This is a genomic window from Paraburkholderia nemoris (assembly GCF_905221015.1).
GTDB classification, from domain to species: domain Bacteria; phylum Pseudomonadota; class Gammaproteobacteria; order Burkholderiales; family Burkholderiaceae; genus Paraburkholderia; species Paraburkholderia nemoris.
On sequence record NZ_CAJNBO010000015.1, the window covers coordinates 51,670 to 69,300 of the forward strand.

Here is a 17,631-nt window from a genome sequence, read left to right on the forward strand (position 1 = left end):
GCAAAATGCCCCGCTCCAGCAACCTGGTCGCAGCGCGCACGCCCAGCGTGCGCCGGCTTGCCCGACGTGGGCCCGGCGCGTGTCTGGCACGTACTTGGCGTGTGCCGCTACCGCGCGACCTTTGATTGAGCAGCAGGAACACCAAGACCTTATGACGGAAACCGTAGCACTCAAGATCGTACAGCGCATCGCCGCCGAACTGTCCGTCCAGCCGCGCCAGGTCGCGGCCGCGGTGCAACTTCTCGACGAAGGAGCGACTGTTCCGTTCATCGCCCGCTACCGGAAGGAAGTGACCGACAATCTCGACGACACGCAACTGCGTAATCTCGAGGAGCGCCTGCTGTACCTGCGCGAGCTGGAAGACCGGCGCGCCACGATCATCGCGAGCATCGACGAACAGGGCAAGCTCACCGACGAGCTGCGTGCCGCGATCGAAGGCGCCGACAGCAAGCAGGTGCTGGAAGACCTGTATCTCCCGTACAAACCGAAGCGCCGCACGCGCGCGCAGATCGCCCGCGAAGCCGGCCTGCAGCCGCTCGCCGACGCACTGCTGGCCAATCCCCTGCTCGACCCGCAAACCGAAGCTGCTGCCTACGTGGACGCCGAGAAAGGCGTCGCCGACATCAAGGCCGCGCTCGACGGCGCGCGCGACATCCTCTCCGAACAGTTCGGCGAAACCGCGGATCTGCTCGGCAAGCTGCGCGATTACCTGTTCAACCAGGGCGTGGTGTCGTCGAAAGTGGTCGAGGGCAAGGAAAACGCGGAAGAAGAAAAATTCCGCGATTACTACGATTACGCGGAAACCATCCGGACCGTGCCCTCGCATCGCGCGCTGGCCCTGTTCCGCGGCCGCAATGCAGGCGTGCTGATGGTCAAGCTGGGTCTCGGCGAAGAACTCGACGCGCAGGTGCCGCATCCGGGCGAAGCGTTGATCGCCCGCCACTTCGGCATCGCCAATCAGAACCGCCCGGGCGACAAGTGGCTCGCCGACGTGTGCCGCTGGTGCTGGCGCGTGAAGGTGCAGCCGCATATCGAAAACGAACTGCTGACCAATCTGCGCGACGAAGCCGAACATGAAGCGATTCGCGTGTTCGCGCGCAACCTGAAGGACTTGCTGCTGGCAGCGCCCGCAGGACCGAAGGCCGTGATCGGCCTCGATCCGGGCATGCGCACCGGCGTGAAAGTCGCGGTGGTCGACCGGACCGGCAAGGTGCTCGCCACCGACGTGATTTACCCCCACGAGCCGCGCCGCGACTGGGATGGCTCGATTGCGAAACTGGCGCGCATCTGCGCACAGACCCAGGCTGAGTTGATCAGTATTGGCAACGGCACGGCCTCGCGCGAAACGGACAAGCTTGCGAGCGAACTGATCGCGCGTCATCCGGAGTTCAAGCTGCAGAAGATCGTCGTCTCGGAAGCCGGCGCCTCCGTGTACTCGGCCTCCGAACTCGCGGCGAAGGAATTCCCGGACATGGACGTGTCGCTGCGCGGCGCGGTGTCGATTGCGCGCCGTCTGCAGGATCCGCTCGCGGAACTGGTGAAGATCGAACCGAAGGCAATCGGCGTCGGCCAGTATCAGCACGACGTGAATCAGCGCGAACTGGCCCGCTCGCTCGACGCAGTGGTCGAGGATTGCGTGAACGCGGTCGGCGTGGACGCCAATACGGCGTCGGTCGCGTTGCTCGCGCGCGTGTCGGGTTTGAACGCGACGCTGGCTCGCAACATCGTCGACTATCGCGATGCAAACGGCCCGTTCCCGTCGCGCGAACATCTGCGCAAGGTGCCGCGTCTGGGCGACAAGACCTTCGAACAGGCCGCCGGTTTTCTGCGCATCAACAACGGCGAGAACCCGCTCGACCGCTCCTCGGTTCACCCGGAAGCCTATCCGGTCGTGGAACGCATGCTCGCGAAGATCAGCAAGCATGTCGGCGAAGTGCTCGGCAATCGTGACGCGCTGCGCGGCCTCTCGCCGGCCGAATTCGTCGACGAACGTTTCGGCCTGCCGACCGTGCGCGACATTCTGCTGGAACTCGAAAAGCCGGGCCGCGACCCGCGCCCCGAGTTCAAGACCGCGACCTTCCGTGAAGGCGTCGAGAAGGTCAGCGATCTGACGCCGGGCATGGTGCTGGAAGGCGTCGTGACGAACGTGGCGGCCTTCGGTGCATTCGTCGACATCGGCGTGCATCAGGACGGTCTGGTGCACGTGTCGGCCATGTCGACGAAGTTCATCAAGGACCCGCACGAAGTGGTCAAGGCCGGTCAGATCGTCAAGGTGAAGGTGCTGGAAGTCGACGTGAAGCGCCAGCGTATCGCGCTGACCATGCGTCTGGACGACGAGTTCGGCGCGGCAGCCGCACCGCGCAGCGGTGGCGGCGCCCAGCAGGATCGTGGCGGCTCGAGCCGTTCGGGCGGTGCTGGTCGCGGCGCGCAGCAACAGCGCTCGCGTGAGCCTGAAGCAGGCGGCGCAATGGCCGCGGCATTCGCCAAGCTCAAGCAGAAGTAAGTGGGTCCGTCAGTGTGTGATTCGCTCACGCACTGTCATCCACGATGACTAAGCAGAAAAAAAGCCCACGCAATTGCGTGGGCTTTTTTTATCTCTTTCCGCTTGCCGCGCCTTCACATGCAACGTGCATCCGAACCTCGATCCATCGCGTCAGATCTCGATCTTCGTCCCCAACTCCACCACCCGGTTGGCCGGAATGCTGAAGAAGTCGGTCGGCTTGGCGGCGTTCTGATGCATCCACGCGAACACACGTTCGCGCCACACCGACATGCCCGGCAACTGCGTCGGCACGACCGTTTCGCGAGCGAGGAAGAACGACGTGTCCATCAACTCGAAGGTCATGTCGTGCGTGCGGCCGACTTCGTGCAGCACCGCCTTCACGTCAGGCGTTTCGTTGAAACCGTACGCTGCCTTGACGAGGAACAAGCCGCCGTTCAGATCCTTTACCGTCACGCGTTCCGCATCATTCACGTACGGAATGTCCAGCGTCACGAAAGTCAGGAAAATCGTGCGCTCATGCAGCACCTTGTTGTGCTTCAGATTGTGCAGCAGGCTCACCGGCACGAGCGAATCGCTACCCGTCAGATAGATCGCGGTACCCGACACACGATGCGGAGGATGTGCGAGCAGGCCTTGCAGGAACGGCATAAGCGGAATGCCGTCAGCCGCCGTACGCTCCTTGACGATCATCCTGCCCTTGAACCAGGTCATCAGCAGGAAGAACAGGAGCGCGCCGATGCCGAGCGGCAACCAGCCGCCTTCGGCCACCTTGAGCAGATTGGCGCCGAAAAAGCCTAAGTCGACCGCCATGAACACGCCGATGATCAGCGCCACGAGGAACTTGTTCCAGTTCCATACCTTCACCATAACGACGCAGGCAAGAATCGTGGTGATCACCATGGTGGCCGTCACCGCGATGCCGTACGCGGCGGCAAGATTATCCGAGCTCTTGAACGCAATCACGATGCACAGAATGATGAACAGCAACATCCAGTTCACCACCGGCACATAGATCTGGCCGATCGCCAGTTCCGACGTGTGCAGGATCTTCATACGCGGCACGTAGCCAAGCTGGATCGCCTGGCTCGTCAACGAATAGGCGCCGGAAATCACCGCCTGCGACGCGATCACGGTCGCCACCGTCGACAGCACCACGAGCGGCAGCAGCGCCCAATCCGGTGCAAGCAGGAAGAACGGGTTTTCGATCGCCTTCGGGTCGTGCATCAGCAGCGCGCCCTGGCCGAAATAGTTCAGCACCAGCGAAGGCATGACGAGGAAGTACCAGGCCATGCGGATCGGCTTCGCGCCGAAGTGGCCCATGTCGGCGTACAGCGCTTCGGCGCCCGTCAGCACCAGCACGACCGAGCCAAGCACCACGTAAGCCTGCAACACGTGCGCCGCCATGAAGGTGTACGCGTAGTACGGGTTCAGTGCGCGGATCACATTCGGCGATTGCATGATGTGCCACAGGCCGAGCGCGGCGAGCACCACGAACCACAGCACCATGATCGGGCCGAACAGGCGGCCGACGGTGGCCGTTCCGTGCCGCTGAATCCAGAACAGCAGCACGAGGATCACCATCGTGAGCGGCAGCACCAGATGAGACAGATTGGGCGCAGCGATCTCAAGACCTTCGACCGCCGAGATCACCGAAATGGCAGGCGTAATCACCGCGTCGCCATAGAACATGCAGGCGCCGAAAATGCCGAGCATCATCAACAGCCCGGCCATTTTCGATTTCTGGTCGAGAGAGCGCAGCGCCAGCGCCATCAGCGCGAGGACGCCGCCTTCGCCATTGTTGTCGGCGCGCATCACGAACAGGACGTACTTGATGCTGACCACGATCACGATCGCCCAGAACAGCAGCGAGATCACGCCCAGAATCGATTGGTTGGTCAGCGGAATACCATGTGCCGGGCTGAAGGCTTCTTTCAGCGAGTACAGCGGGCTCGTGCCGATATCGCCGAACACCACTCCGATCGCGGCAATCGCGAGGGAAGGCAGAGGCTGTTTGTGCACGTGATTGTTATCTGTCATAGACGCGAGGAAATCCGTTCCCTGAGCGGAAAAAACGACCGCTATTCTAAACTGCCTGCCTAGCGCCGCCCGGCTTGTTGTGGATACACCACGTGGATGGTCCGCGCAGTGTAGCACTGCGATTTAGGCGCGTCTGCTGCGTCAGGCGTTTCGCCGGCGCGGCATGCGCGTTTTGCGAGGCGCCCTTCGCGGGACATATGGTGGACATATAACGCACATAAAAAAACGGAGCCCAATCGGGCTCCGTCTTGCAGGCACTGCACGGGATACGACGCGATACACACGACGTCGTAGCGCGCATCACGTGCCCGACGACTCCTGGTCCTGCTGCATGCCGCGTTTGATCCACGCGCCGAGGTTATGCGGACGAACCGTGTCCCATTCCTCGAACGGCTGGTGAATCCACGGATTGGTCGGCAGATACTGCACATGGTAATCAGGCTTCACTTTCGAGCAACCCTTGTACCAGAGCACCGCCGAGCGCACTGCGGTGATCGCCGGATAGCGTTCTTTCAGATGCTGCTGCACGCGTGCCAGCGTCACACCCGAATCGACCAGATCGTCGACCAGCAGCACGTTGCCGTGCAACTCGCCGCGCGTCATCGTGATGTATTGCGCGATGTCGAGTTCGCCCTGCTCCGTGCCTGCCGCCTCACGATACGAACTGGTAGCGAGAATCGCCAGCGGCAGATCGTAAATACGCGAGAGCTGGTCGCCGACGCGCAGACCGCCGCGCGCGAGACACAGAATCTTGTCGAACTTCCAGCCCGATTCATGCACCTGCAACGCCAGCAGTTCGATCAGCCGGTGATATTCGTCCCAGCCGACCCACAGGTTCTTGTCGTCGTTGCGCGGATCTTTCATCGCAATCATGGGTACACCTTGCACCATGGCTTAAACCTTGAACGGATGACGAAGCAGAATCGTTTCGTCGCGATCCGGACCGGTCGACACCATGTCGATCGGAATGCCCGCGACTTCCTGCACACGCGTCAGATACGCACGCGCGGTGGCCGGCAGCTTGTCCCATTCCGTGATGCCGACGGTGCTTTCCTTCCAGCCCGCGAAGGTTTCGTACACCGGCACGCAACGCGCGACTTCCGATGCGCCACGCGGCAGCAGGTCCACGTTCTTGCCGTCGACCGTGTAGCCAACGCAAAGCTTCACTTCGTCGAGGCCGTCGAGCACGTCGAGCTTGGTCATGCACAGGCCCGACACGCCGTTGATCTGGATCGAGCGGCGCAGCGCGGCAGCATCGAGCCAGCCGGTGCGGCGCGGACGGCCGGTGACCGAGCCGAATTCCTTGCCGACCTTGGCGAGTTCGAGGCCGATCGGTTCCTGACGCGCGGCGTTATCCGCGTCGTACAGTTCGCTCGGGAACGGACCCGAACCGACACGCGTGCAATACGCCTTGGTGATGCCGAGAATGTAGTTCAGCTTTTGCGGACCCACACCTGCGCCCGCGGTAGCCGCACCGGCCACGCAGTTGCTCGATGTGACGTACGGATAGGTGCCGTGGTCGATGTCGAGCAGTGTGCCTTGCGCGCCTTCGAACAGCAGGTTGTTGCCGGCGGCGTTTTCGTCGTACAGACGGCGCGACACGTCGGTCACCATCGGCTTCAGACGGTCCGCATAGCTCAGCATCGTGTCGAGCGTTTGCTGGAAGTCGACTGCGGCGACGCCCAGGTATTGCGTCAACACGAAGTTGTGGTAATCGAGATTTTCACGCAGACGTTCGGCGAAGCTTTCCGGCTCGAACAGGTCCTGCACGCGCAAACCGCGGCGCGCCACCTTGTCTTCGTAGGCCGGGCCGATGCCGCGGCCGGTGGTGCCGATCTTGCTCGCGCCACGGCGCGCTTCGCGGCCCTGGTCGATGGCAATGTGATACGGCAGGATCAGGGTGGTGGCTTCGGAAATGAAGAGGCGATTCTGAACATCGACCCCGGCGGCTTCGAGCTCGCCAATTTCCTTGAACAGCGCTTCCGGCGACAACACGACGCCATTGCCGATGTAGCACGCGACGCCGGGATGCATGATGCCCGACGGAATCAGACGCAAGATGGTTTTCTTGCCGCCGATGATAAGCGTGTGACCGGCATTGTGACCGCCCTGGAAGCGAACGACGCCTTGGGCGTGGTCCGTCAGCCAGTCGACGATCTTGCCCTTGCCTTCATCACCCCACTGGGTTCCCACGACGACGACGTTGCGCCCGGGGTTCACATTCACTGCGCTGGCAGACATGTTGTTTCGTAAGCTGGTTAAAAACGTATTCTACCTATGTTCGCGGAACCTTCCGAATTTTTCCGTTTCCGCTCAACGGTATGCACGTTATGGTGGGTATATCGAAAATAGCGCGGCGAGGGGCCGCGCCGGGTTCGGCGACGCTTTGGACGCCTTCTGAAATGCCCTTGGGATGCCCCCCTCGGGCGGTCTATCGATTCGTGCTCAGGAACGGGGTTCGACGACCCACGCGCCGTTGCGCTCGACCAACACGCGGTCGCAGGCGAACTCGTCCAGATCGTGCTCGTGGCCAGGCAGCGCCTGGATCACGACTTCACCCGCATCGCGCAATGCGGCGACGCTCACACGCAGCGCGTCGTCATGCTGCCACGGCGCAAGAATCGCGCTGCTGCGGGCTTCAACGGGCGAAATTCGAGCAACTTCACGCAGATCGAGCGAGAAGCCGGTTGCCGCACGCGCACGGCCGTAGGCCTGGCCGACGTGGTCGTAACGGCCGCCGCGCGCAACCGCGTTCGGCACGCCGTCCACATACGCCGAGAACATCACGCCGCTGTGGTACGCGTAGCCGCGCAAATCGGCGAGGTCGATCATCACTTCGGCGCCGTCCACCTGGCTCGCGAGGAATGCGAGGTCGTCGAGCGCGCGGGCGATAGCCGGTGCGTTCGGCAAGCGTGCCCGGGCTTCGTCCAGTACCGAGGCGTCGCCGTAGAGCGTGGGGAGCGAGCGCAGTGCGTCGCGCGTGACCGGCGTGAGATTGGCCGTCAGCTCGACGAGGCGCGGCACATCCTTGCCGGCCAGCGCGTCGTAGAGCGATTGGCCCAACTCCGCAGCAGCAGGCTCCGCTTCGATCAGCGCGGCGAGCACGCCGGCATGACACAAATCGAGCCGCACTTTCGCGAGGCCGGCCAGACGCAGCGCGTCGAGCATCAACTGCTGGATTTCCAGATCCGCTTCGAGACCGGCGTGACCGTAGATTTCCGCGCCGATCTGGATCTGCTCACGCGTGGCGTGCAGGCCACGCGGACGCGTATGCGCCACATTGCCGGCATAGCAAAGACGCGTCACGCCCTGGCGATTCAGCAAGTGCGCGTCGATGCGCGCGACCTGCGGCGTAATGTCGGCGCGCAGACCGAGCGTGCGCCCGGACATCTGATCGACGAGCTTGAACGTGCGCAGGTTCAGATCGTGCCCGCCGCCGGTGAGCAGCGACTCGATGTACTCGAGCAGCGGCGGCATCACCATCTCGTAGCCGTACGAGCGGAAACGGTCCAGCAAATGGCGCCGCAACTCTTCAATCTTGCGGGCTTCCGACGGCAGCACGTCGGCGATATTCTCGGGAAGTAACCAGGTCGACATCGATACAGTCCTACGACGTTGAACACGGCGGCTGGGTGCGCCGGTAAATGTGTGTGAATGGCGGGCGACGGCTCTATTCTGGCGGCTGTCGCGGGTATCGGGGCGGGCCTTTACGGCGCTTCATAACCCTTCCTGGCCCGCGCCGCTGAACGCTCGCTGTTGCCAAGCCGCTGATGCCGCGCAAATGGAGCGCCAACGCAACGGCGCGCAGCGGCGGCGCTATGCGGCGCCTTCAGGTCACGATAAACAGCAGGATCAACCCGAGCACCATCACGACCAGCCCGCCGACGCGAATCTGATGCGGGGGCCGTTCCGCTATTTTACGGAACGTGTCGCGCCAGGCGCTCGGAAAAACGAAGGGAAACATCCCTTCGATAATCAGCATCAATGCGATCGCGAGCAGTAACGAGCCGGCTATGTCCATGCGAATGAAGGGGCCGCGATGCGGATGCCGCGGCCTTCCGGTTATCAGTGTTTGCGCGGTACCGCGGGAGCGTCCGGGGCGGCGCCACCGGTCGGGCTACGCATGAAGCGGAAGAACTCGCTGCTCGGGTCGACCACGATCACGTCGCCCGGCTTGAAGGTGTTCTTGTACGCCTGCATGCTTTGATAAAACTGGTAGAACTGCGGGTCGCTGCCATATGCTTCCGCCGCGATTTCCGCTGCCTTGGCATCGCCCTCGCCCTTGATGGTCTGCGCCTGCTTATAGCCGTCCGCGAGAATCGCCTGTTGCTGGCTGACGGCATCCGCCTTGATCTGGTCGGCCTCGGCCGTGCCCTTCGCACGTTCGTCGGCCGCGGCCTGCTCGCGTGCGGCGATCATCCGTTTGTAGACCGAGTCGGCCATCGCTGCAGGAAAATCGACGCGCGTCAGTTGCACGTCGAGCACCGAAACGCCCAGCGATGCCGCGGCTTTGCTCATCGTGCCGCGCGCTTCGTCGGCAACGGCTTGTTGCTTCGCCAGCGCATCGGTCAACGTGACCTTGCCGAACGCGTCGCCAAGCGCGCTGCGCGACAGCAGCGCGAGGCGATCCGCCAGACTTTGCACGTCGCCGCGGGTTTCGGCGAGCAGCTTCAGCGGATCGGTCACGCGGTATTTGATGACCGGGTTGGCCAGCAGGTCGGTTTTGTCCGACGTGACATAGCGGTCTTCATCCGGCGCGTCGAGCGACTGGATGCGGTTATCGACCAGCGTGACCGTTTGCAACGGCGGCGGCAGCTTCACATGCAAGCCCGGGCCGAGCAATTCGGGCGGGGTGTCGCCATGCGAGGACAGCACAGCCATATGCCGCTGGTCGACCACGAATACCATCGACGATGCGGCAAACAGCACGATGACGACGGCTACGACGAGCGCAATGATCTTGTTCATGATGTGCGCTCCTTATTGAACGTCGTCTTCGCGCATGCGGCTGCGGAAGGAGTCGCGTGAACGCAGTGCGTCGCTGCTGGCGGCGGCTTGGCTGGCAGGCGTCGCAACCGCGGCAGGCGCGGAAGCAGCGGCGGCGGCAGCCGGTGCGGCAGCGCTGCTCGCGGCTTGCGGCGCGGCGGCGCCCGACGTAACGGCAGCACCGGAAGCGGCTGCAGCAGCGTCGGCTACGCGCTGGCGAGTCTGCTCGACCAGCTTGTCGAGCGGCAGATACAACACGTTGTTGCCGCTCTTGCTGTCCACAAACACCTTGGTCGTATTCGAATAGATCTGCTGCATGGTTTCCAGGTACATGCGCTCGCGAATCACAGCGGGCGCTTTCGAGTACTGCGCGTAGACCTGCTTGAAGCGCTCGGCATCGCCTTGCGCCTGGGCCACCGTCTTGTCGCTATACGTTTTCGCTTCGTCGACCTGATGCGCCACATCCGCTTGCGCGCGCGGCAGCAGCTCGGCGGCATAGGCCTGCGCGTCGCGTTTGGCGCGTTCGTTGTCCTGCCGCACTTTGGCGGCATCGTCGAAAGCGGCCTGCACCTGATCGGGCACCTGAACACCCTGGATCGTCACACCGGTCACGGCGAGGCCGGACTGGTATTCATCCAAAGATTGCTGAATCGACGCCATCAGTTGCTGGCGAATTGTTTCGCGATCCTGATAGAGGATGTCGCTGGTGCTGCGCGCACCGACGATGCTGCGCACCGCCGCCTGCGCGGCCTGCATCACGCTCTGATCGGGATCGACGCTGCGGAAGAGATAGTCGGTCGGCTTGCTCACCTGGTACTGCACGGCAAAGCGCACGTCGACGATATCGGCGTCGTGCGTGAGCATCGACGCGTCCTTCACATTGGCGAGGCGGACCACGTTGTTACGGCCGATCTCCACCTGGCGGATCTGGCCGACGTTGACGAGCTCGTGCGCCTCGAACGGATACGGCAGGCGCCAATGCACGCCCTGCCCCGCGGTGTAGCGATACTTGCCGAACTGCATCACGACGCCGGCCTGGCCGTCCTGCACGACGAACACGCCGCTGCCGAGATAGATCGCGATCAACACGCCGATCACGATGCCCACGCCAATGCGCGCGCCGCGACCGTTATCCGGACGGCCACCACCCGCACCGCCGCCCTTGCGGCCGAACACCCGGCTCAAACGGCGGTTGAAATCGCGCCACATCTCGTCGAGATCGGGCGGGCCTTCACCGTCCTTGGCCGGCGGCCGCTTGGGTTCGTTAGGTCGTTGGCGTTCGCCATTGCCGTCGCCCCGGCCCCAACGCGGATCGTTCAGTGAAAGCATGGCGCGCATGCGCAGCCAGATACTCCGCTCGTTGTAATCGTTCACCTGTGTTCGTTCACCAGAGTAGACAGCGGGTCAGTGCAATTGGAGCGGGTCAGTGCCCGAGTTCTGAGACCTTACGGTCCTCGCGTGGTGCTGCCGACCGGTCTTCTTCCGACAGATCGACCAGCGTTTCGGAGAGAGGTTCGGCAGTAGCGATTTCAGCGATGGCAGCGCGCAATGTATCCAGCCCTTGCCCCGTGCGCGCGCTCAAAAAGACGCGCGAAATATTACCATACTCATCCCGCTCGACCGCGTCGCCACGGGCCGCCAACTCCGGCACGGCGTCGATCTTGTTGAACACCAGCACCTGACGGATCGTGTCCGCACCAATTGCGTGCAACACCTCGTTCACCTGATCGATCTGATCGAGGCGCACGGCGCTCGACGCGTCGACCACATGCAGCAGTAGGTCGGCGTGGATGGTTTCCTCGAGCGTGGCGCGGAAAGCCGCCACCAGTTGGTGAGGCAATTCGCGGATGAAACCGACCGTGTCGGATACCACCACCTGGCCGGCTTCGTCGCCCAGATAGACACGGCGGGACGTGGTGTCCAGCGTGGCGAACAGTTGGTCGGCGGCGTACGCCTGCGCCTTCGTCAGCGCATTGAAGAGCGTGGATTTGCCCGCGTTCGTGTAGCCGACGAGCGACACGGACATCGTCTGATTGCGGCTGCGCGCGCGGCGCTGCGTGCCGTGCTGGCGGCGCAGTTTTTCGAGGCGGGTTTTGAGCGCCTTGATGCGCTCGCCGATCAAACGGCGGTCGGTTTCGAGCTGCGTTTCGCCGGGGCCGCGCAAACCGATACCGCCTTTCTGGCGCTCGAGGTGGGTCCATGCGCGGATTAGCCGCGTCGATAGATACTGCAACTGCGCGAGCTCCACCTGCAGCTTGCCTTCATGGCTGCGGGCGCGTTGCGCAAAAATATCGAGGATGAGACTGGTGCGATCGATCACGCGGCGGTTAAGCGCCTGCTCCAGATTGCGCTGCTGCGCAGGCGCCAGAGCGTGATTGAAAATGACGAGTTCGATGTCGTTCGCCTCACAGGCAAGACGCAATTCTTCGGCCTTGCCGCTGCCTACAAACATCTTGGCATCAGGACTGGACCGGCGCCCCGTGAGGGTGACTAAGGGATTGGCGCCCGCGCTTTGCGCGAGCAGGCTGAGTTCTTCCAGACTGGCTTCGAAATCGATCTTACCGAAGTCGATGCCGACAAGCGCTGCATTGATCAAATTGGAGGGTATCAAAATAAGGCGGCCGGGAGTAATCGCCAACGGGCGACGCTACGCCGGCCGCGGACGGGGGTTAGGACTGTTCGGAATCCGGGTGGAAATTCACCGGACGGGCAGGCACGACCGTAGAAATTGCGTGCTTGTAAACCATCTGGGTGACCGTATTCCGGAGCAACACGACGTACTGGTCGAACGATTCGATGTTCCCTTGAAGCTTGATGCCGTTGACCAAGTAGATCGACACCGGCACGTGCTCTTTACGCAGTGCGTTCAAAAACGGGTCTTGTAACAATTGCCCTTTGTTGCTCATAGCAAACTCCGTATTTTTTTGCAGGTTGACTGAATTGACGACGAAGAAAAAGAGATCCGCCGTCAACCGCTACACTATAGCCGATTTTCATTTTTGCGCGAGCGGGCCGGCCTTGCGGCCAAACCCAACACACACGCGGGTTTCAGCCTGGATTTAGCCTTTATCCGCGTAAGGGTTCGTCGACGATCTGAACTCTATGCGCAATGGAGTCCCAGTCAGCTTGAAAGTTTCCCGGAAGCGGTTTTCGAGGTAGCGTTTGTACGTTTCGGTGATCGCATCGAGCGCATTGCCGTGAATCACGATGATCGGCGGGTTCTGTCCGCCCTGGTGCGCGTAACGCAATTTCGGGCGCACCGGACCGCGTCGGCGCGGCTGCTGGAATTCCACTGCCTCGATCAGCGCACGCGTCAACTTCGGCGTCGGCAGCTTGGCCATGGCGGCGGCGTAGGCGTCGTCGACCGAGCGCATCAGCGGGCCGATTCCGGTTTTTTCCGCGGCGGAAATGAAGTGGAATTTGGCGAAGTCGAGAAATTTTAGTTTGCGCTCGATGTCGGCCTTAGTGCGCTCGCGCACATGCGAATCGAGCCCGTCCCATTTGTTCACGCCCACCACCAGCGCACGGCCCTGCTCCACCACGAAACCGGCAATGTGCGCGTCCTGTTCGGAAATATCCTGTTGTGCGTCAAGCAGCAGGATCACGACGTTCGCGTCCGAAATCGACTGGAGCGTTTTCACCACCGAGAACTTCTCGATCGCTTCGAACACCTTGCCGCGGCGGCGCAAACCAGCCGTGTCGATCAGCGTGTAGGGCTTGCCCTGACGCTCGAAGTCGACGTAGATCGAATCGCGCGTGGTGCCCGGCATGTCGAACGCGATCACGCGTTCTTCGCCCACCAGCGCATTGATCAAGGTCGACTTGCCGACGTTCGGCCGGCCGACGATCGCGATCTTCACGCCGTGCGCCTGCTTTTCGTCGTCGCTTTCTTCCGGCTGCCCGGCGTACGCGACACCCAGCGCCTCATTGATCATTTCGGTGACGCCGTCACCGTGCGCGGCGGAAATTGCGCGCGGGTCGCCGAGACCGAGTTCGTAGAAGTCGGCGGCCACCGTGGTGTACTTCATCCCCTCCGCCTTGTTGACGACGAGGAAGATCGGCCGGCCGGTCTTGCGCAGGTAGTCGGCAATCGTCTTGTCCTGCGGCGCGAGGCCGTTGCGACCGTCGACGATGAACACGACGACGTCCGATTCCTCGACCGCCTGGCGGGTTTGACGCGCCATCTCGTGGAGGATGCCGTCTTTCGCGACCGGCTCGAAGCCGCCGGTATCGACGACCAGATACGGCCGGTCGCCAGCACGCCCCTCGCCGTAATGGCGATCGCGGGTGAGACCGGGCAGGTCGGCAACCAGCGCATCACGCGTGCGCGTGAGGCGGTTGAATAGCGTGGACTTCCCCACATTGGGGCGCCCAACCAGGGCAATAACGGGTTTCATCAGATGTTGTTCACGGTGAAACGCGGGATCGAAATCGACGGCCCGCGTAGCGACGCCATGCGGCCGCTACACGGCAGCCTTTGACGAAAATTATCACGAATTCGGCCAGCCCCGGATGTGCTGTCAATATGCGCACCCGGGCGGACGGGGGTTTGGCTGTATGGGGCGGCGCCAATGGGCCGCCAGCTTCAGTCTTTCTTGCTCAACGGCTCAGACCGGTTCGATACGATTCTCTGCGGTATCGACCATGATGCCGTCGAAGGTGGCGCCGCAAGCAGCCACCGATGGCCACATGGGCCGTTTCTGATCCGACTTGCCGGACCAGCCAGTCCGGCGGAGTATTTCTAGTTGCCCAGCTACACAACAAAAACGCGTGCGGCCGGCGAAGCCGGCCTGCACGCTTGACGACGCTTGACTGCCTATAGCCTGCGCGATTAGCGCGGGCGGTAGCCGTACAGGTCGCCGTCGTGCGTCAGCACGACCAGCGTTTCGCCGGCCAGCACCGGCGCCGCGGTAATCGGGCTGCCGTCGGTCTTCACACGGGCCACGAGCGTGCCGTCGTCGCGCGACAGGAAGTGCACGAAACCCTGGTAGTCACCCAGCACGGCGGCATGACCCAGAATGAACGGGACGCTGAGTTCGCGATTCTTCAGCTTGTCGTTCTTCCAGAGCGTCGCGCCGTTGCTGACGTCGAATGCCGACACCACCGACCAGTCGTCGGCCGCCACCACAGCACGGTCATCCTGCGCGAGACCGCTCGTGCTCGAAAACGCCTTTTCCCACACCGCGCGGCCGGAGTTCGCGTCGAAGCAGCCAATCTGACCCTGGAACGTCACCGCGCAGGTTTCCGAGCCAAGCAGCGTGGGCGGGCCCGTCACGTCGTTGATGCGCTCCACTTCCGTCACGCCCTTCGGATACGACACCGGGGTCTGCCAGTAGTTGTCGCCGGTCTGCAGGTTGATCGCGGCAAATGCGCCGCCCGGGAAGCCGGCCAGCACCGCCGCGTCGCCCGCGAACGTCATGCCCGAGGAAACGCGCAGGTTGAGCGGCACCGCGCGGTTGCGATAATTCCACTTCTGCTCGCCAGTTTGCGCATTGAACGCGACGATCTGACCATCGACCGTGCGCACCACCACGAGGCCGTTGCCGACCAGCGGCGGCGAGATGATTTCGCCAGGCGCCTTGGCGGTCCACAATTGTTTGCCGTCCGCGCCGAGCACGTAGACATCGCCCTTCAGGCCGCCAACCGCCGTGAGCGTGCCGTCGCTGCCAACACCTGCCGACAGATCGTCATGCAGCTTGACGCGCCAGATGTCCTTGCCGGTTTGCGCGTCGATCTTCGCAACCGAGCCGTTCGCGCCCGCCGCATACACCGCGTTGCCGACCGCGACCGGCGAGAACAGGTAACGACCCGCCTTGCCGACGCTCGTCTTCCACGCCTGCTGCACGTCGAGCACGGGTTTGAACTCGGTGAGCGGCGTGGGCTCGCGGCGCTCGTCTTTCGTGGATGAGCAAGCCGCCATGGTGAGCACGGTCATCGCACAGGCAACGGGCACAGCGTAACGTTTCAGCAGATTCATCGGTGGACGAAGCATTCAGGAAATGAGTTAAAGGAGACCGGTTGGTCGTATCATGCGGCGCGCTGCATGCGGCGATTAGCCGCCCAGCGCGTCCAGCTTGAACTGAATCAACTGGCGAGCCGAGCTATCGTTTTTCGACAGCGAGTCGAGGGCAAGCTTGTAGGCCGCGCGCGCATCGTCACGCTTGCCTTGGGCGGCGAGCAGATCACCGCGGCCGTCCGCCACAATGCCCTTGAACGCATCGGACTGCGGTTCGGCGAGCAGTGCGAGGCCCTGGTCGTAAGCCTTGTCGTCGAGCAGCAGCGAAGCCAGACGGAGCTTGGCGATCTGCTTGAACTCGTCGTCTTTTGCGTGATCGATGGTCCATTGCAACTGGGCCTTCGCGGCAGCTTCGTCACCCGCGGCGTACAGCGCCTTGGCGGCGCCCAGCGCGGTCATTTGCGCATATGCGGTGCGGCTGAACTTGTCTTCCATATCGGTGGCAACGCGCGTGATCTTCGCCTTGTCCCCCGATGCCACGGCCTGCTGCACCTGGTCATACAGCACCGCGGCTTCCGCGGCCTGGCGCCGTTGCCAGAAATTCCAGCCGTTCCAGCCGGCGGCGGCAACCAGGGCCACCAGCACGATCCACGTGGTTGCATTGCCCCACTGCGTCCACCATGCCTTCAGACTTTCAATCGATTCTTGTTCGTCGTGGTAACTCATCGCCCGGCGATTTCCTCTTTCTTGATACGTGTGCGTGTCGAGCCAAGGGGCTCGACGACATCGCGATCAGTCGTCGCCGTCTTCGGCGGTTGCAACCATCGCATTGATTAGAAATTCGGTCAAGTCTTCGGCGGGCACGTTATGTTGCTCGTTTTTACCGCCGTTAGAACTTGTATCACGGAGCGGTTTGACGCCGACCGTGCCGTTCGCAATCTCGTCTTCGCCGAGGACCACCGCGAATGCCGCGCCGCTCGCGTCGGCACGCTTCATTTGCGACTTGAAGCTCGCTGTCTGACCGTCCGCGCTGCAATGCAGAATCACGTCGAGACCCGTGTCGCGCAACCGCTCGGCGATGATAAAGGCCTGCTCGCGCGCAGCTTCACCCTGATGGACTACGTATACGTCGCAGCCTTCGTCTTCCGGCACGAGCTGATCTTCTTTCAGCAACTCGAGGATACGCTCGACGCCCATGGCCCAGCCGCATGCGCCCGTCGGCTTACCGCCGAGCTGTTCGATCAGCGGATCGTAACGGCCGCCGGCCGCGACCGTGCCTTGCGCGCCGAGCTTGTCGGTCACCCACTCGAACACGGTCAGATTGTAATAATCGAGACCGCGCACGAGACGCGGATTGATCGTGAACGGAATGTTGTTCGCCTTCAGAATGCGCTGCAGGCCTTCGAAGTGCGCGCGTGATTCTTCGCCGAGAAAATCGATCAGCTTGGGTGCGTTCTGCGCGACTTCCTGCATGGCCGGATTTTTCGTGTCGAGCACGCGCAGCGGGTTCGTATACAGGCGACGCTTCGCTTCTTCGTCGAGCACGTCCATGTGCTTTTCGAGGTACGCAATCAACTCGACGCGATGCGCCGCGCGCTCTTCCACGAGACCCAGCGAATTGAGCTCGAGCTTGATGCCCATCAAGCCGAGGTCGTCCCACAGACGCTGGCACATCATGATGATTTCAGCGTCGGCGTCCGGACCGGCAAAGCCCAGCGCTTCCACACCGACCTGATGGAACTGGCGATAGCGGCCGCGCTGCGGACGCTCGTGACGGAACATCGGGCCGATGTACCACAGGCGTTTCGGACCGTCGTACAGCATGTTGTGCTCGATCGTCGCGCGCACCACAGCCGCCGTATTTTCCGGGCGCATCGTCAGATTTTCGCCGTTCAATGCGTCGGTAAAGCTGTACATCTCTTTCTCGACGATGTCGGTCACCTCACCGATACCGCGCTTGAACAACTGCGTATGCTCGATGATCGGCGTACGAATATTCTGGTATCCGTACGAGCGCAGCATCGACTTGACGGTCGCTTCAAAAAATTCCCACAGCCCGGCGTCCTGCGGAAGGATGTCATTCATGCCCTTCACACCGGACAACTTTTCGAGCTTTTTCTTCTGTTCAGTCATCTGTCTTCGATTGGCG

14 protein-coding genes are annotated in these 17,631 nt (G+C 62.5%); 1 reads left to right on the forward strand and 13 read right to left on the reverse strand.

Annotated elements, in window-relative coordinates; translation table 11 throughout:
* The first annotated feature begins 151 nt into the window (after positions 1-151).
* The gene (locus tag KHO33_RS23090; RefSeq protein ID WP_175053702.1) at positions 152-2,503 is read left to right on the forward strand and encodes a Tex family protein; all 2,352 of its coding nucleotides are present in this window, start codon (positions 152-154) and stop codon (positions 2,501-2,503) included.
* A gap of 150 nt (positions 2,504-2,653) precedes the next feature.
* Here the strand turns inward: KHO33_RS23090 and KHO33_RS23095 are convergent, their stop codons facing one another.
* The 13 genes from KHO33_RS23095 to hisS form a co-directional block, all read right to left on the reverse strand.
* A complete protein-coding gene (locus KHO33_RS23095; RefSeq protein WP_054041854.1) occupies positions 2,654-4,540 on the reverse strand; it encodes a potassium transporter Kup in 1,887 nt (628 codons plus the stop codon).
* A 300-nt stretch (positions 4,541-4,840) separates the two neighbouring features.
* Positions 4,841-5,431, reverse strand: a complete 591-nt coding sequence (locus KHO33_RS23100; protein WP_054041857.1) for a phosphoribosyltransferase — start codon at positions 5,429-5,431, stop codon at positions 4,841-4,843.
* A 3-nt stretch (positions 5,432-5,434) separates the two neighbouring features.
* Complete coding sequence (locus KHO33_RS23105; RefSeq protein ID WP_054041858.1) at positions 5,435-6,781, reverse strand: adenylosuccinate synthase; 1,347 nt, start codon at positions 6,779-6,781, stop codon at positions 5,435-5,437.
* A gap of 204 nt (positions 6,782-6,985) precedes the next feature.
* A complete protein-coding gene (locus tag KHO33_RS23110; protein WP_097389667.1) occupies positions 6,986-8,137 on the reverse strand; it encodes an ATP phosphoribosyltransferase regulatory subunit in 1,152 nt (383 codons plus the stop codon).
* A 232-nt stretch (positions 8,138-8,369) separates the two neighbouring features.
* Positions 8,370-8,561 carry a DUF2065 domain-containing protein gene (locus KHO33_RS23115; RefSeq protein ID WP_054041860.1) on the reverse strand — a complete coding sequence of 64 codons (192 nt, stop codon included), beginning with the start codon at positions 8,559-8,561 and terminating at the stop codon, positions 8,370-8,372.
* A 44-nt stretch (positions 8,562-8,605) separates the two neighbouring features.
* Positions 8,606-9,508 (reverse strand): protease modulator HflC, encoded by a 903-nt coding sequence (gene hflC, locus KHO33_RS23120; RefSeq protein WP_200565528.1) that lies wholly within the window; start codon positions 9,506-9,508, stop codon positions 8,606-8,608.
* Positions 9,509-9,520: 12 nt separating this feature from the next.
* The gene (gene hflK, locus KHO33_RS23125) at positions 9,521-10,900 is read right to left on the reverse strand and encodes an FtsH protease activity modulator HflK (RefSeq protein ID WP_200565527.1); all 1,380 of its coding nucleotides are present in this window, start codon (positions 10,898-10,900) and stop codon (positions 9,521-9,523) included.
* A gap of 49 nt (positions 10,901-10,949) precedes the next feature.
* A complete protein-coding gene (hflX, locus tag KHO33_RS23130) occupies positions 10,950-12,137 on the reverse strand; it encodes a GTPase HflX (RefSeq protein ID WP_128576780.1) in 1,188 nt (395 codons plus the stop codon).
* 58 nt (positions 12,138-12,195) lie between these two features.
* Positions 12,196-12,432, reverse strand: a complete 237-nt coding sequence (hfq, locus tag KHO33_RS23135; protein WP_006051315.1) for an RNA chaperone Hfq — start codon at positions 12,430-12,432, stop codon at positions 12,196-12,198.
* Positions 12,433-12,585: 153 nt separating this feature from the next.
* The gene (gene der, locus KHO33_RS23140) at positions 12,586-13,923 is read right to left on the reverse strand and encodes a ribosome biogenesis GTPase Der (RefSeq protein WP_200565526.1); all 1,338 of its coding nucleotides are present in this window, start codon (positions 13,921-13,923) and stop codon (positions 12,586-12,588) included.
* Between the two features lie 434 nt (positions 13,924-14,357).
* Positions 14,358-15,503, reverse strand: coding sequence for an outer membrane protein assembly factor BamB (gene bamB, locus KHO33_RS23145; protein WP_054038228.1), 1,146 nt, complete (start codon positions 15,501-15,503; stop codon positions 14,358-14,360).
* A 75-nt stretch (positions 15,504-15,578) separates the two neighbouring features.
* Entirely contained in the window at positions 15,579-16,208 is a 630-nt protein-coding gene (locus KHO33_RS23150; protein ID WP_054038226.1) for a YfgM family protein, read from the reverse strand.
* Positions 16,209-16,274: 66 nt separating this feature from the next.
* Positions 16,275-17,615, reverse strand: coding sequence for a histidine--tRNA ligase (hisS, locus tag KHO33_RS23155; protein ID WP_054038224.1), 1,341 nt, complete (start codon positions 17,613-17,615; stop codon positions 16,275-16,277).
* Positions 17,616-17,631: the final 16 nt, after the last annotated feature.

Bases quoted from the DNA above. Each gene is read 5' to 3' on its own strand.
- bamB (WP_054038228.1), bottom strand. From the start codon at position 15,503: ATGAATCTGCTGAAACGTTACGCTGTGCCCGTTGCCTGTGCGATGACC.
- KHO33_RS23105 (WP_054041858.1), bottom strand. From the start codon at position 6,781: ATGTCTGCCAGCGCAGTGAATGTGAACCCCGGGCGCAACGTCGTCGTC.
- hisS (WP_054038224.1), bottom strand. From the start codon at position 17,615: ATGACTGAACAGAAGAAAAAGCTCGAAAAGTTGTCCGGTGTGAAGGGC.
- KHO33_RS23100 (WP_054041857.1), bottom strand. From the start codon at position 5,431: ATGGTGCAAGGTGTACCCATGATTGCGATGAAAGATCCGCGCAACGAC.
- KHO33_RS23090 (WP_175053702.1), top strand. From the start codon at position 152: ATGACGGAAACCGTAGCACTCAAGATCGTACAGCGCATCGCCGCCGAA.
- KHO33_RS23115 (WP_054041860.1), bottom strand. From the start codon at position 8,561: ATGGACATAGCCGGCTCGTTACTGCTCGCGATCGCATTGATGCTGATT.
- hflC (WP_200565528.1), bottom strand. From the start codon at position 9,508: ATGAACAAGATCATTGCGCTCGTCGTAGCCGTCGTCATCGTGCTGTTT.
- hfq (WP_006051315.1), bottom strand. From the start codon at position 12,432: ATGAGCAACAAAGGGCAATTGTTACAAGACCCGTTTTTGAACGCACTG.
- KHO33_RS23110 (WP_097389667.1), bottom strand. From the start codon at position 8,137: ATGTCGACCTGGTTACTTCCCGAGAATATCGCCGACGTGCTGCCGTCG.
- der (WP_200565526.1), bottom strand. From the start codon at position 13,923: ATGAAACCCGTTATTGCCCTGGTTGGGCGCCCCAATGTGGGGAAGTCC.
- KHO33_RS23150 (WP_054038226.1), bottom strand. From the start codon at position 16,208: ATGAGTTACCACGACGAACAAGAATCGATTGAAAGTCTGAAGGCATGG.
- KHO33_RS23095 (WP_054041854.1), bottom strand. From the start codon at position 4,540: ATGACAGATAACAATCACGTGCACAAACAGCCTCTGCCTTCCCTCGCG.